The organism is Xanthomonas pisi DSM 18956 (assembly GCF_001010415.1).
Lineage (GTDB): Bacteria > Pseudomonadota > Gammaproteobacteria > Xanthomonadales > Xanthomonadaceae > Xanthomonas > Xanthomonas pisi.
Genome location: NZ_JPLE01000075.1, coordinates 1 through 13,528, shown reverse-complemented (window position 1 = coordinate 13,528; position 13,528 = coordinate 1). Strand labels below are relative to the sequence as shown.

At 65.9% G+C, this 13,528-nt stretch carries 14 protein-coding genes and 1 pseudogene; 5 read left to right on the top strand and 10 right to left on the bottom strand.

The window, feature by feature from the left end:
* Window positions 1–162: 162 nt before the first annotated feature.
* From Y887_RS15630 to Y887_RS15620, 3 genes are all read left to right on the top strand, one after another.
* A complete protein-coding gene (locus tag Y887_RS15630) occupies window positions 163–1,350 on the top strand; it encodes a sensor histidine kinase (RefSeq protein WP_046965226.1) in 1,188 nt (395 codons plus the stop codon).
* An 87-nt stretch (window positions 1,351–1,437) separates the two neighbouring features.
* Window positions 1,438–2,040 (top strand): response regulator transcription factor, encoded by a 603-nt coding sequence (locus Y887_RS15625; RefSeq protein WP_046965225.1) that lies wholly within the window; start codon window positions 1,438–1,440, stop codon window positions 2,038–2,040.
* 349 nt (window positions 2,041–2,389) lie between these two features.
* Window positions 2,390–3,178 (top strand): ThuA domain-containing protein, encoded by a 789-nt coding sequence (locus Y887_RS15620; RefSeq protein ID WP_046965224.1) that lies wholly within the window; start codon window positions 2,390–2,392, stop codon window positions 3,176–3,178.
* Window positions 3,179–3,529: 351 nt separating this feature from the next.
* On the opposite strand, the gene Y887_RS15615 is transcribed toward Y887_RS15620, so the two are convergent.
* On the bottom strand, window positions 3,530–4,072 hold the full coding sequence (locus Y887_RS15615; RefSeq protein ID WP_046965223.1) for a cytochrome b: 543 nt from the start codon (window positions 4,070–4,072) through the stop codon (window positions 3,530–3,532).
* Window positions 4,069–5,160, bottom strand: a complete 1,092-nt coding sequence (locus Y887_RS15610) for a catalase family peroxidase (protein ID WP_046965222.1) — start codon at window positions 5,158–5,160, stop codon at window positions 4,069–4,071. Before Y887_RS15610 ends, Y887_RS15615 begins: the two co-directional genes overlap by 4 nt.
* A 163-nt stretch (window positions 5,161–5,323) precedes the next feature.
* Between Y887_RS15610 and Y887_RS21020 the strand changes: the two are divergent.
* Window positions 5,324–5,455, top strand: a pseudogene (locus tag Y887_RS21020) (RNA polymerase sigma factor); the annotation flags it as partial.
* A gap of 55 nt (window positions 5,456–5,510) precedes the next feature.
* On the opposite strand, the gene Y887_RS20405 reads toward Y887_RS21020, so the two are convergent.
* The 8 genes from Y887_RS20405 to Y887_RS15570 all read right to left on the bottom strand — a co-directional run bounded on the left by Y887_RS20405 (window position 5,511) and on the right by Y887_RS15570 (window position 12,196).
* Window positions 5,511–5,870 carry a hypothetical protein gene (locus Y887_RS20405; protein ID WP_157004335.1) on the bottom strand — a complete coding sequence of 120 codons (360 nt, stop codon included), beginning with the start codon at window positions 5,868–5,870 and terminating at the stop codon, window positions 5,511–5,513.
* Between the two features lie 17 nt (window positions 5,871–5,887).
* Complete coding sequence (locus tag Y887_RS15600) at window positions 5,888–7,258, bottom strand: leucyl aminopeptidase family protein (RefSeq protein WP_046965266.1); 1,371 nt, start codon at window positions 7,256–7,258, stop codon at window positions 5,888–5,890.
* Between the two features lie 39 nt (window positions 7,259–7,297).
* The gene (locus Y887_RS15595; RefSeq protein ID WP_046965220.1) at window positions 7,298–8,035 is read right to left on the bottom strand and encodes an HAD family hydrolase; all 738 of its coding nucleotides are present in this window, start codon (window positions 8,033–8,035) and stop codon (window positions 7,298–7,300) included.
* Window positions 8,036–8,135: 100 nt separating this feature from the next.
* On the bottom strand, window positions 8,136–9,242 hold the full coding sequence (locus Y887_RS15590; RefSeq protein WP_046965219.1) for an AI-2E family transporter: 1,107 nt from the start codon (window positions 9,240–9,242) through the stop codon (window positions 8,136–8,138).
* Between the two features lie 169 nt (window positions 9,243–9,411).
* Complete coding sequence (locus tag Y887_RS15585) at window positions 9,412–9,795, bottom strand: hypothetical protein (RefSeq protein ID WP_046965218.1); 384 nt, start codon at window positions 9,793–9,795, stop codon at window positions 9,412–9,414.
* On the bottom strand, window positions 9,792–10,277 hold the full coding sequence (locus tag Y887_RS15580; protein ID WP_046965217.1) for a hypothetical protein: 486 nt from the start codon (window positions 10,275–10,277) through the stop codon (window positions 9,792–9,794). The genes Y887_RS15585 and Y887_RS15580 overlap by 4 nt, the downstream gene beginning before the upstream one ends.
* 3 nt (window positions 10,278–10,280) lie before the next feature.
* Window positions 10,281–10,643 (bottom strand): hypothetical protein, encoded by a 363-nt coding sequence (locus tag Y887_RS15575; protein ID WP_046965216.1) that lies wholly within the window; start codon window positions 10,641–10,643, stop codon window positions 10,281–10,283.
* Between the two features lie 116 nt (window positions 10,644–10,759).
* Window positions 10,760–12,196 carry a Do family serine endopeptidase gene (locus Y887_RS15570; RefSeq protein WP_046965215.1) on the bottom strand — a complete coding sequence of 479 codons (1,437 nt, stop codon included), beginning with the start codon at window positions 12,194–12,196 and terminating at the stop codon, window positions 10,760–10,762.
* A gap of 242 nt (window positions 12,197–12,438) precedes the next feature.
* Between Y887_RS15570 and Y887_RS15560 the strand changes: the two genes are divergently transcribed.
* Entirely contained in the window at window positions 12,439–13,278 is an 840-nt protein-coding gene (locus Y887_RS15560) for a histidine biosynthesis protein HisIE (RefSeq protein WP_046965213.1), read from the top strand.
* The last annotated feature ends 250 nt before the right edge of the window (window positions 13,279–13,528 follow it).

The window sequence follows — 13,528 nt, the reverse complement described above, 5'->3', positions numbered from 1 at the left end:
TTCTTTTCGATGCGTTTGCTGCAGCGGTATCCACGGGCATCGCCTGCGCAACAGACGGTGACCGACATGCATGAGGCCGCTCATCGGACGCGACCTGTCGCGTCGCACGCCGAGGCGAACCCGGCAGTGGCAGAATCGGCTCACTCCTACGGATCCCTTCCGATGCACCTGAGTCTCCCGGCCTGGCTCCGTCCGGCCGCAAATTCGCAAGTGGCCGCGCGCCTGGCGCAGGGCCAATCGCCCTGGATGGATGCGGTGCATCTGCTGTGGTCGGCATGGGTGTTTGTGGTGCCGGTGTTTTCAGCGCGCGGATACGATGGCACCTGGTGGCTGTGCACGTTGCTGTCGTATCCGGTCTTCCTGTTGCTGTACGCGCGCATGTTGCTGGCGCCGCGCGGCACCTTGTACCGCTATGCCTGGGCGATGGGCTTGCTCAGTGCCGGGTTGCTGCCGGTGTATCCCTCGGGCATCAGCTATTTCGTCTTCGCTTGCCTGAGCCTGCGCCCGTCCACGCGGCACGCGTTGTGGCGGCACTTCGCGATGCTGGTGGTGATGAACGCGCTCTACCTGGGCTGGGCGCATTGGCTGGGGATGCGCCTGCAATCGCTGGTGTGGTTGCCGGTGTCGGTGCTGGGCATGGCTGCGGTGGGCGCGGTGTACAGCATCAACGAACGCAAGGATGCGCTGCTGCGGCTATCGCAGGACGAAGTCCGCCGGCTGGCCGCCACTGCGGAGCGCGAACGCATCGGTCGCGACCTGCACGACCTGCTGGGCCACACCTTGTCGCTGGTGGCGCTCAAATCCGACCTGGCCGCGCGCCTGATCGAGCGCGATCCGCAGGCTGCCCGGAGCGAGATCGATGCGGTGGCGCAGATCTCGCGCGATGCACTGGCGCAGGTGCGACGCGCGGTCACCGGCATCCGGGCCGCCGGGCTGGTGGCTGAGCTGGCATCGGCCAGGGTGCTGCTGGACATGGACGGCATCGCGCTGGAGCACACGTTGGAGCCGTTGCCGCTGCCGCCCGAACACGAAACTGCGTTGGCGCTGGTGGTGCGCGAGGCGGCCACCAACGTGCAGCGTCACGCACAGGCACGGCGCGTGCGGGTGAGCCTGCGCGCCCACGGCCAACAGGCACTGCTGGAAATCACCGACGACGGACGCGGTGGGGTGATCGTGCCCGGCAATGGCCTGGACGGCATGCGCGCCCGCGTGCAGAGCCTGGGCGGTGCGTTGGAGGTGGAAGCGCTGCCGCGCGGGATGCGCCTGCGCGCCAGCGTGCCATTGCCGCAGTGCGCGTCGGAGCCGGCAAGCCCACCGTTGCCCGCGTCGCCGCTGCCGCTGCCGCGCTGAGCGCTTCGGGCTGGGCAGCGCAGCCATGCATGTCATGGGTCGGCGCTGTTATCGTGCTCAGCCGTTGCCTACAGACGAGCACGCGCGATGATCCGGGTGTTGTTGGCCGAAGACCAGGCGCTGCTGCGCGGCGCCCTGGTGGCCCTGCTGGGACTGGAAGAGGACATCGACGTGGTCGGCAGCGCCGGCGATGGCGAAGCCGCATGGCGCGAGCTGCAGCGGCTGCGGCCGGATGTGCTGGTCACCGATATCGAGATGCCCGGGTTGAGCGGCCTGGAACTGGCGCAGCGCATCCAGCGCCAGGCACTGCCGGTGCGGGTGATGATCGTCACTACCTTTGCCCGGCCAGGATTCTTGCGCCGCGCGCTGGATGCCGGCGTGGCCGGCTATCTGCTCAAGGACGCGCCGGCCGAACAATTGGTCAGTGCGCTGCGCCAGGTGCACCGCGGCGGCCGGGTGATCGACCCGCAACTGGCGATGGATGCCTGGGTGGAAGCCGACCCGCTGAGCGAGCGCGAACGCACGGTGCTGCGGCTGGCCGGCGAAGGCCGCTCGGCCAGCGAGATCGCACAGCAGCTGCAGCTCTCGCATGGCACCGTACGCAATTATCTTTCCGAGTGCATCGGCAAGTTGGGCGTGGCCAACCGCATCGAAGCGTACCGACTGGCGCGACAGAAAGGCTGGTTGTAGGGCCGGCAGGGGTTGCGCCTGGCGATCGCTACTGACGCATTGCAGCTTGCGCCAGTCGAGCATTGTTGAACGCAGGGCGGACGCGGCCAGGGCGTTCAAGCGTCACAGCGCATGCCCGTGACTGGTCGCTGTCCTGCAGCCATTCCATCGTGCGCACGCGTGCGGCATCTTGCAGGCCAGCGCACTGCGGCGTTGCGCATTGCGCAGGCCTGGCAGTCGCTGCCACACGCGGCGGCTTGCCTCGGCCATCTGCGGCGCAGCGATCAACCGCTATTCCAAATGCGTGCGAAGGCATGCCATCGCTGCGCAGGTACACTGCGCAGCGAGCGTCGTCATCGCGAGTCACCGCATGAAATCCATGTGCCTGTTGGGCCTGCTGCTGGCCTGCGCATTCAATGCATCGGCCGAACAATTCAAGATTCTGGTGGCGGCCATTCCCAACCAGTACCACCACGATTACATCCCGGTGGCCAAGCCGCAGTTCGAAGCGATGGCGCGCAAGCACTACGTCGAGCTGGTGTGGGCATGGAATGCCAAAGCCTTCGATGGCGATCTGTCGCAATACGCGGCGATCGTGCTGCTCAATACCCCGGCCACCGATCTGGGTCCGGCCCAGCGGGCAAACTTCCAGCAATACGTGCGCAATGGAGGCGGCGTGGTCGCGGTGCACAAGGCGTTTGCGATCAAGCGCGGCGAGTGGGAATGGTACGACCATCTGATCGGCCGCTCGTTCCGCACGCATCCCTACATGCAAACCGCAATGGTGGATGTGGTGGACGCCAATTTCCCCGCCACCGCGGGCCTGCCCAAGCGCTGGGTGTGGAGCGACGAGTGGTACGAATACGACCCGCCCTACAGCGACGATCTGGTCACGCTACTGACCGTGGATGAAACCAGCTACGACCCCACGCTGATCTGGCCGGGCCAGGTCGCCAAGGGCATGGGCAAACACCACCCGGTGGCGTGGTACCACCATTTCGAAGGCGGCCGCGTGTTCGCCACCGCGCTCGGCCACTTGGCCGAGGCCTACAACGATCCGCGCTATCTGGAGCATCTGTACGGAGGCATCTACTGGGCCGCCACCGGCAAGGGCATCGACGCATCTGCGCCAGCGGCCAAGACAAAACGCCAGCGCTAGCCCCTCTCCCGTCGGGAGAGCAACTGTCTTGATCAACTGATGACGCCAACTGCCAGTTGGGTTGGGAAGAAGGTGCGGGCCAAGCTTTCGTGTCGTTTGGTTCAACCTGCGCGGGGCTCGGCCCGCACCCTCATCCGGCGCTGCGCGCCACCTTCTCCCGCCTGGCGGGAGAAGGACAAAAGGACAAACAGTCGAGCTGCCGCTTAAAGCCCCTCTCCCGTCGGGAGAGGGGTTGGGGTGAGGGTACAGGGCAAAGCCGCTCCAGGCGGCGGTTAACCCGATGCTTCGCCCGTCCCCGCACGCCGCCCCTGCGGGGCATCTTCTCCCGGCAAGGGAGCCCACACCCATCCATCAACGCGCTGATCGCTCCCCCCGCGCCATGCTGGAAAACACGCCGTCGCGGCGCACCCACGCATGGAACAGCGCCGCGCTCAGATGCCCCAGCACGGTGGCGAACAACAGATACGCCAACCAGCCATGCGCCGTGCGTAGCCACGCGTACAGCGCCGGGTCGTGCGGAGCGATCGCCGGCAGGTTCGCGCCCGGCCACAGCACGATCGGGTAGCCGCCGGCCGACAGCATCGCCCAGCCAATCAACGGCATGCCCAGCATCAACGCATACAGCAGCCAGTGCGAGGCGATGGCGGCGGCCTTCTGCCAGGCAGGCAAATCCGCAGGCAATGCCGGCGGCCGATTGCGCAGGCGATTGATCAGGCGCAGCACCGCCAGGATCAGGATCGCGATGCCCAACGGGCGATGCAGATCGATCAACCATGGCCGTTGCGTCACCGAAGCCACCATGCCCACGCCGACGAACAGCATGGTCAGGATCATCGCGGCCATCAGCCAATGCAGCACGCGCGCGGGCAGGTTGAAGTGCGTCTGGCGGCTCATTGATGTGCTCCCTGGGCGGTGGCGGCGCTGCCCTTGCCATTGGCGATCTCGCGCTCGCGGCGGTTGAACGACTGCGAATACACCGACGAGCGCGCCGCCAGAATCGGGTCGTTGGAGGCGGCAAGGCCCTTGGGCAGAATCAACGGGTCGTAGTTCAGATCGCGGCACGGGCCATTGGCCTGCGGTTGCGCGCGGTCCAGCGACAGCGTGCCGGCCACGATCTGCTTGCGACTGGCCGGCCAGGGTTGTGAAGGGTCATCCACCGGGTCGCCCGGCTCGGCCACGGTCAGCACCATGTCCCAACGTAGCGGCCCCTGCGCCAGGCGTGCGTCCAGGTCGGTGGCCAAAAAATCGCCATCGGCCTGCTTGCGCTGTTCAGCGCTCAGTTCCTTGAACGGCGTATGCGGGCGCATCGACCAACGGATGTAGCGCTCGCGCCCATCGGTGGCGATCGCACGGAACGCATTGACGCCGTTGTACTGCGTATTGGCCCAGCTATCGGACCATGGTGCGGTCTTGGCCCACTGCTGGAACTTGGCGGCTTCCGGATACTGCTTGCCGAAGGCGGCCAGTTTTTCCGGGTCCGGTTTACCCGTGGCCGGGTCCGGCTTGGAAGCCACGTTCAGGGCCTGGAAGCCGGCTGGCGTGGCGACCACGAAGAACGGAAAACTGTTCATTGCCGTACGCCATTCCTGCCCATCGTCGCTGCGCAACAGCAGCGCCATGCTGCGCACGCGCGCCGCGCCATCGGCGCCATGCGGGTCGCCGCCGCCGATCGACATGCGCCCCACGACCGGCGTGCTGGCCTGGCTGAAGATGCGCGCCGACGACACCCAGGTCGCCTTGCCGCTGGACTGGAATTGCCCGCTCACGCACACGCCCTTGGTATGCGCACGCCGAAAACCTGGATGCGGCGGCCCGCTGGATTCGATGGTATCGGTCATGCGCGCGGCGGTGAGCCGGTCGCCGCCAATCCAGCCGGCAGTCCAGGCAAACGCGATGGCGATGCCACCGGCAATCGCGGCGATGCCCAGCAACGGCAGCACAGGGCTACGCGCGCGCTTGGGCGGGGGAGGTGGCAACGTCATGGCTGGCTCCGGTGGTCGATGCTGTGAGTGGTCAATACAGTGAGACGAAGAGCGCGCCGAGCTATTCCCTCGATCGCCAAGAACGTTGTGGCACGCGCACGCGTCGTGGGAATAGTCCACGCTCCAGTGCGTTTACTGTGTGATGCCACCACCAAGCCTGCCAATGGATGCTCTGGACGATGACCTACTGCACGCCGTGCTGCTGGCGCTGCGCCGCTTCGTACGCTCGCTGAGCGGCGAATCCGCCAGCGCAGATGACCTGGTGCGAGTCACACCAAGGCGCGCGCTGCGGCAGCGAACATCGCTTATTCAATCGCAGCCGAGGCAGGGCTTGCCGCTAGACCTCTGGATCAAGGAAGCACCAATAAAGCAGTGTGTGCCGGCTCGAATGCAATGCATTGAATCGTGCCGTTTTTCAGAATCACCCAATAGCCTGCTTCGTCACTTGGGTAATACCAAGCTTGAAGTTCCTGCCCTTTGGAGAGGGCAAAGCAATGCGCTGGGCCGCCTCTAAGATAAGCAGTCGGATCGTTGACAACGATGTGTTGCTTGACAGCAGGAATGCCCAGCAGCTCAACCAAACGCGACCGACTTCCACCATTTTCACCCAGCAGGAGCAGGTTTCTTTGCCACTGCTCTGAACGAGCCGTATCGGCATGCAGGCCAAATGAAGACGCCGCCATTAGCAGTGCGAAAAAGGCACGTTTCATTGCTAGGCCTATGGCGCTCAGCCGCCATAGCGCTGCTGCAGCATCGCAAAGGCCGAGCGCAGCGCCAGCGCCTCGCCGCCGGCCGGGCGGCCGGGGCGGTCGCTGTCGTTCCAGGCGTAGACGTCCAGATGCGCCCAGGGCTGGCCCGGGGCCACAAAGCGCTCCAGATACAGCGCAGCGGTGACCGCACCGGCCATGCGCGAGCCGGCGTTGGCCATGTCGGCCACGTGGCTGTTGAGATAGCGCAGGTACGGGCGCCATAGGGGCATGCGCCAGACCGGGTCGCGGGTCTGTTCGCCGGCGCTGATCCAGGCCTGCGCCAGCGCATCGTCGTTGGCGAACAGGGCCGGCAGATCCGGGCCCAGCGCGATGCGTGCGGCACCGGTGAGCGTGGCGAAATCCAGGATCAGGTCCGGGTGCTGTTCGGTGGCGTAGCTCAGCGCATCGCACAGCACCAGGCGGCCTTCGGCATCGGTGTTGTCCACTTCCACCGTGACGCCGGCGCGGGTGGTGATGACTTCGCCCGGGCGGAACGCATCCGGGCCGACGGCGTTTTCCACCGCGGCAATCAACAGGGTCAGCCGCACCGGCAACTGCTGTGCCATCACCAGGCCGGCCAGCGCCAGTGCGTGCGCCGCGCCGCCCATATCCTTCTTCATGTTGCGCATGCCATCGGCCGGCTTGAGGTCCAGCCCGCCGGTGTCGAAGCACACACCCTTGCCGACCAGTACCAGATGCGGATGCGCCGCATCGCCCCATTGCAGCTGGATCAGCCGCGGCGCCCGGTGCGAGGCGCGCCCGACCGCATGGATGGTGGGGAAGTTTTGCGCCAGCAACGCATCCCCCACGATCGCCTCGACCTGCGCGCCGTGCGCCTGCGCCACGGCGCGGGTGGCGTCTTCCAGGTGCTGCGGGCCCATGTCTTCGGTCGGCGTATTGACCCAGTCGCGCACCTGCAGGCACGCCGTGATCAGTGTGCGCGTGGCAGCCGAGGGCGTGGCCGCCAATTCGGCCGGTGCACGCGGCACCTTGCGGTACCGCGCGAAGCGATAGGCGCCCAGCCCCCACCCCAGATGCAGCAACGCCAGTTCGGCATCGCTCAGGCTGTTGGCCAGCGCCCAGCGGCTGGCCGGCGGCAGCGCCATCGGCGCGTGCGCATAGGCATATGCATCGGCGCGGTCGCCGACACCGACGATCGCGCCGGCCAAGCCCTGGTCGCCGGGCAGCAACAGCACACTACCGGGTGCGGCATCGAACCGCTGCGCCTGCGCCCACGACAGCACCCGGGTGGGCTGCTCGGCGCACCAGCGCGCAAAGCCCTCGCGGTCGAGCACATACAGCGGCAGTGCGGCGGCGGCGGGATCGATGAAACCGGTGAGATGCGACATGGACATCCTTCAATGGCGGTGGGCGCCGTCGGGTTGAACTCAGGCGGGAATGCAGATGCCGTCGCGCGCGGCACCCGGGTGCGGTTGCTGCGCGTCCAGCCAGTCGGCCAGCCCGGTCATGCTGTCGAACTCCAGGTCCGGCTGCTGGGTCGGATGCGACCACACCGCGCCGTCGCGATTGATCCAGCAGGCACGCAAGCCGGCATCCAGCGCGCCCAGCACATCCATGCGGATGTGGTCGCCCACATGCAGCACCTGCGCGGGCGGCACCTCCAGCCGCGCACACGCCGCCAGAAAGATGCTCGCATCCGGCTTGGCGCTGCCGTGTTCGCGCGAGCCCAGCTGAAACGCGAAGTGGTGCATCAGCCCGATGCGCTGCAGATCGGCATTACCGTTGCTGAGCGCGGCCACCGGCACATGTGCGGCGATGCGTGCCAGTGCGTCGAGCGCATCCGGATAGCACTCCACCTGGTTGCGCGCGGCATAGAACACCTCGTAGGCCGGCTCCAGCAGTGCCAGATCGCCGCCGCTGTCGCGCAGGGCCGTTTCCAGCGTCAACCGGCGCAACGCGCTGAGGTCGTGATGCAGCTGCGGGTTGTCGGCAAAACTGCGCTCGCGCAACTCGCGCATCGCCTCCACCGGGAACCGTTCGGCAGTGACCGGGCTGTGCTCGCGCATCCAGTCGTACAGCACCTGATCGATACGCGCACCGATCGGTGCGAAGGGCCACAACGTATCGTCGAGGTCGAGGGTGATGGCGCTGATGTGGAAGCTCATCGCGAGATTGTAATGCCGGGAATGGGGAGTCGGGAATCGAGAATGGCTAGAGCGCAGCCACTGCTCTTGCGATTCCCGATTCCCAACTCCCGATTCCCGGCTACTCCAACAACCGCGCCCAACGCTGCATGCCTTCCACCCGGCTCAGCACCATCTTGATGCAGACCAGCAGCGGCACCGCGAGCAGCAGGCCCACCATGCCCCACAGCCAGCCGAACAGCATCAGCGCCAGGATCAGCATCAATGGCGAAATCGCCATGCGCCGGCCCAGTACGATCGGGGTGACCACCTGGCCCTCGATGGTGTGCAGCGCCAGATACAGGATCGCCGGCAGCATCGCCGACAGCGGGGTGCGAAATTCCACAAAGCCCATCAGCAGCATCAGCATCACGCCGATCAGCGGACCGACATAAGGCGCGAAATTCAGCAGCGCCACCACCGTGCCCCAAAGCAGGGCTTCGGGCAGCGGAATCTGCAAGACGTACAAAATGCCGGCAAAGATCAGCCCGACCAGCGTATTGATCACGCTGATGGTGAGCACATACCGCGAGACCTCGCGCTCGATGTCGAGCATGATCTCGGTGGTGAAGCGTTGCTGCTGGCGGTTGGGCAACAACGCAATCGCATGCCGTTGCAGGCTTTCGCCATAGACCATGAAGAAGAACGTCAGCAGCACCACGGCAAGCACCGAGGCGGCCAGCTTTGGTGTACGCACCAGCGCCTTGTACGGGTCGTCCATTTGCGTGCGCACGATCTGCACACCGCGCTGGCCTTCGCCACCGGCTGCGCGTGCAAAGTTTTCCGCCGCCTGATTGGCCTGCATCACCGGCTTGGTGAAATCGCGCACATCGCGTGCGATCTGGCGCATCTGTCTTGGTGCCTGTTGCACCCATTCGGCGGCAGGGCCTGCCAATTGCGCGGCCAACGTCACCGTGCCGGCCAGGCCCAGGCACAGCACCAGCAGGGCGCCGAGAAAGCGCGGGATATAGAGCTTGCGCAGTCCGCGCAGGATGGGATTGCCGATCAGTGCGAAGAACGCCGCCAGCATGATCGGCAGGATGATCGTCTGCGCTGCCCATAGTGTGTAACCCACCGCGAGCGTTGCCAGCACCACCAGCGAAGCAGGTGCCCGTGGGCGCGGCGCCGGAGGCGGCGGAAGCGAATCTGCGGCAATGGCAGTATCCGAAGAGTCAACGGGGAGAGACATGCGCGCCCTGGCAGCAGACTGGCGTGCTGCCAGCGGTGGGCCATTATCGGCACAATGCGTCAACGGCGCGCACAGGGCCTGTGCGTGCGGTGTCAGTGCGAGGATGGAAAGCTGGCGGCCTCGACCATGCCAGGAAGCGGCGCAAGAGCGCCGCATCCTGCTGCGACGCTCAGGCGGCGCGCTCGGTGGGCACCTGGACTACCGTAACCGTCGGTTCGGCCGCCACCTCTTCGGCATTATCGGCTGCACGCTCGGCCTGCTCGGAGGCTTCCTGCGCACGGTGCGCGGTAAACAACGCAGAGATCGTGCTGATCATCTGCAGAATCTTGGGAATGCCGCCCAGCTTGCTGGCGATACTGCCCAGCGCGGCCTGCGGTTCGTTGCGACCGGTGACAAAGCCCAGCCCGAAGCCGACCAGCATGATGCGTGCCGGCGACCAGCCTGCACGCCAGGTCTGGCGCAGCTGGCCCCAGTGCGTACGCGTTTCCTGCGCGCGCCCTTCCACCAACACTTCAGCGCGTTCTACCTGTTGACGCAAGGTGCCGAACTTCATGGATGTCCTCCACTGGCAGGTGCGGCGGCGGTGTCGTCCTCGCTGGAATCGTCGAAGATGCCCAACTTGATCAACTGACGCCGCGTTGCATTCATGCCGGTGTGATCGAAATAGAAGAACACCCGCCATGCGGCGATGCCGGTGACCAGCAGACTGGCCAATGCGGTGAAAAACATCGCCTGAAACCACGACAACCCGGCGCGTTGCAGCAAGGCGATGATGGCGCCTGCCAGCAACAGCCACGACGACGCGCCGAACACCACTGCCACGCACGCCCATGCCAGGCCACGCCCGAATGCACTGCGTGCCAGCCGCAAGTCGGCCGACACCAGACGGCGCAGTGCGCGACCGGTGTCCTTGGCCGAGCCCAGCGTTGCGCGGCCCGCAGCGCCGACCGCACGTACGCTTTCGTCCAGGCCCGGCGTTTCCGGACGCGCCTCTGGCGCGCCGGAACCGGCAGCTGTAGAAGCCTGATCGCTCACGACTTAGTTATCGTTGCTACGTGCCAGCTTGGCGATGACCCAGCCAGCGGCAAACGCAACGCCGAATGCGGCCAGCGGACGCTCGCGGATCAGGTCGGTGGCGCTGTCGAGCAAGTCGTTGCCCTTGGCGACCAGCACGTCCATCTGCTCCTTGGCTGCGGCGCCGCCGAACTCGGCCGCGGCCATGCCAGCCAATGCGGTGTCGGACAGTTCGGCCTTGACGTTGGCACGGCCGAGTTTGAGCTCGTCGCCCGCAGCGCTGGTGGCGCCCTTGACGGCTTCACCGGCGGCGCTGGCGGCCGACTTCAGGTGGGTGCCGGCTTCGCTCAGGTTTTCCTTCAGCTGATCGGTATTGGTGGGGCTCATGCGATATCTCCTTCGGTCATTGATGGCAGCCGCCACTTACGTGCGGTCGTGCAGTAGCAATAGCATCGGGGGGGGTGTAGGAGGCGTTAGTGGAAACGGCGTGCGGTCACGGCGCCTCAACGCATCAGCGCGTCGTATTGCGCGTTGCCACGCAGGATACGCACCACCAGCTGCTGCGGTTTGCGCTGGAAATTGGCGCGCCAGCTGGCCAGGTCCGCGAACTCGCCCACGCTGCTGGCCACGATCACATCGCCGGACACCAGGCCGTTGGCCGCTGCGCGTCCGCCGCGTTTGACCTCGCTGACCATGACGCCGGTGATGCCGGACTGACGCAGCGACTCTGGCAGGTCCACGAACGTGGCCCCGCCCAGCCGCGGGTCGAGCATGTCGCCGGTGACTGCGCGGTCCTGTTCCTTCAACGTGGCCTTGAGCTTGAGCGGCTTGCCGTCGCGACGGATGTCCAGTGTCACCGCACTGCCAACCGCTTGCAGGCCTTCGTAGTTGTGCAGCGCTTCTGCGCTGTCCACGCGTTGATCGTTGGCGGCCACCACGACGTCGCCGGGCTGCACGCCGGCCACCGCCGCCGCCGAGCCTGGCAACACGCGCGTCACCAGCGCGCCGCGCAGCGAATCCACCCCCAGGCCCTGCAGCATCTGCTGGGTGAGGTTCTGGGTTTCCAGGCCGAGCGTGCCGCGCACCACCACGCCCTTGGTCACCAGTTGCTCGACCACGTTGCGCGCAAGGTTGGAGGGAATGGCCAAGCCCAGGCCGATATTGCCGGCCATGCTGCCCTGCGGATTGAAGCTGGCGGTGTTGATGCCGACCAGCTGACCCTGCAGGTTGACCAGCGCACCGCCGGAATTGCCGGGGTTGATCGAGGCATCGGTCTGGATGAAGTTCTGGTAGCCCAGCCCGCGGATACCGCTGCGTCCCACCGCCGACACGATGCCGGAAGTCACGGTCTGGGTGAAGCCGAACGGGTTGCCGATCGCCACCACAAAGTCGCCTACGCGCAAGGCGTTGCTGTCGGCCAGCTTGATGTCGGTGAGGTTGTCGGCCTTGATGCGGATCAGTGCGATGTCGGTGTCGGCATCGGAGCCGATGAAGTCGGCCTTGACCGTGCGTCCGTCGCCGAGCGTCACCTGCACGTCGTCGGCATTGTCGATAACGTGGTGGTTGGTCAGCACGTAGCCTTTTTGCGCATCGATGATCACGCCCGAGCCCAGCGATTCGTTGATGCGGTCCTGCGGAATCTCCGGAAACAGCCGACGCAGGATGGGGTCGTTGAAGAAGGGGTTGCGCACGCGCACCACCTGCTTGGTGTTGACGCTCACCACCGCCGGCATCGCCTGCTGCAGCATCGGCGCCAGCGAGGGCACCGGTTGCCCGGCAACCGCGGCCGGTAACGCGGCAGCTGCCGGCAAGGTGAAGTTGGTGGTGCCGGTGGGCGTGGCGTCGGCGCGGTTGTCCAGCCACGCGTTGATGCCGGTGGCGGCAAAACCGCCGAAGGCGGCGGCCAGGGAAAGCGTCAGCAAGGTGGGAAGCGGTCGCATGGAACGGATTCCGGGTTACGCGGTGGAAGAGGAATAGGGGGTCTGGCTGCGTAAATCAAGCTGAACGAGAGTGCCAGCCAGCAATTTAACTGCCGGTGAAAGAGCCGCGCATGCCTTGCCGCCATTGCGTTGACAGCCCGCCGAGCCGGGCGTAGCGTCCGCTTGATCCGATGCCTGTTCAGCATATGCATGCCGTCGCGCATCGCCCGCGTTTCCCGCACTGACGCCCCTAAGGAGGGTCTATGAGCAACGGCAATGGTGTGACGGCAACCCTGTCCGACGCCGTCGATAGCGTAAAGAGCACTGCAACCGAGCTGACCGACACCATCGCCAGCACCACCAGCGAGGCGGTGACCAACGTGCAGGAAGCCGCAGGCGTGGCTGTGGCAGAGGTCAAGACGCGTGTTGCCAAGGCCCGCAAGGCGGTGGCCAAGGCGGAGAAGAACGTGGTTGCAAAGGCCGGCGAGGCCGCGACCGCGGTCAAGCGTAGCGTGGCCAAGACCAAGCGCTCATTGACCGCGACCAAGGACGCTGCCAAGGACAAGCTGACGGCCACCAAGGATGCGGCCAAGCAGAAGTTGCTCTCCACCAAGGATGCGGCCAAGCACAAGCTGACCTCGACCAAGGATGCCGCCAAGCAGAAGTTGAGCAGCACCAGCGCGGCGGCCAAGAAGAAGATCTCCGATACCAAGGCCAACACCAGGCAGAAGCTGGAGACCGCCAAGGCCAACGCCAAGGCCGAAGCCGCTGCGCTGAGCGCCAAGACCGCCGCCAAGAGCGCGGCACGCAAGACCGCCGTGGCAACGGTGAGCGCGCGCACGGCCGCGAAGAAGGCCGCAGCCAAATCGGCGTCGCTCAAGAAGTCGGTCGCCAAAGACATCGCCAAGAAGGCGCCAGTCGCCAAGCAGACAGCGACCAAGCAGGCGGCAGTGAAGAAGGCCCCGCTGAAGAAGGCCGTGACCAAGACCGCGTTGAAGAAGGCAGCCAAGGTCACCAAGACGCCGGCAACGCGCGCCGTGGCCAAGACGACTGCGGCGCGCAAGGCCGTGGGCAAAAAGGCCGTCAAGCGCGTCGCGCGCTGAGGGTTGAGGGCGGCATTGCGTCGCCTCGCTCGTACTGTCAGCGCAGATGCGTGCGGCAACTCGGACGGACGTGCAAGATCAGGTGTACGTGCAAGATCAGATGTACGTGCAAGATGAGATTTACGTAAAGGGTGATGCATCTCGAGAGAGGCCGGCGCTGTCGTAGGGCGCCGGCCTTTTTCATGCGCGTAGCAGCCGCGTTCGCGGCGCTGGGTAAGCCAGCGCTGAGCTCAAGCCCCTCTCCTGCGGG

Bases quoted from the DNA above. Each gene is read 5' to 3' on its own strand.
- Y887_RS15630 (WP_046965226.1), top strand. From the start codon at position 163: ATGCACCTGAGTCTCCCGGCCTGGCTCCGTCCGGCCGCAAATTCGCAA.
- Y887_RS15625 (WP_046965225.1), top strand. From the start codon at position 1,438: ATGATCCGGGTGTTGTTGGCCGAAGACCAGGCGCTGCTGCGCGGCGCC.
- Y887_RS15620 (WP_046965224.1), top strand. From the start codon at position 2,390: ATGAAATCCATGTGCCTGTTGGGCCTGCTGCTGGCCTGCGCATTCAAT.
- Y887_RS15615 (WP_046965223.1), bottom strand. From the start codon at position 4,072: ATGAGCCGCCAGACGCACTTCAACCTGCCCGCGCGCGTGCTGCATTGG.
- Y887_RS15610 (WP_046965222.1), bottom strand. From the start codon at position 5,160: ATGACGTTGCCACCTCCCCCGCCCAAGCGCGCGCGTAGCCCTGTGCTG.
- Y887_RS20405 (WP_157004335.1), bottom strand. From the start codon at position 5,870: ATGAAACGTGCCTTTTTCGCACTGCTAATGGCGGCGTCTTCATTTGGC.
- Y887_RS15600 (WP_046965266.1), bottom strand. From the start codon at position 7,258: ATGTCGCATCTCACCGGTTTCATCGATCCCGCCGCCGCCGCACTGCCG.
- Y887_RS15595 (WP_046965220.1), bottom strand. From the start codon at position 8,035: ATGAGCTTCCACATCAGCGCCATCACCCTCGACCTCGACGATACGTTG.
- Y887_RS15590 (WP_046965219.1), bottom strand. From the start codon at position 9,242: ATGTCTCTCCCCGTTGACTCTTCGGATACTGCCATTGCCGCAGATTCG.
- Y887_RS15585 (WP_046965218.1), bottom strand. From the start codon at position 9,795: ATGAAGTTCGGCACCTTGCGTCAACAGGTAGAACGCGCTGAAGTGTTG.
- Y887_RS15575 (WP_046965216.1), bottom strand. From the start codon at position 10,643: ATGAGCCCCACCAATACCGATCAGCTGAAGGAAAACCTGAGCGAAGCC.
- Y887_RS15570 (WP_046965215.1), bottom strand. From the start codon at position 12,196: ATGCGACCGCTTCCCACCTTGCTGACGCTTTCCCTGGCCGCCGCCTTC.
- Y887_RS15560 (WP_046965213.1), top strand. From the start codon at position 12,439: ATGAGCAACGGCAATGGTGTGACGGCAACCCTGTCCGACGCCGTCGAT.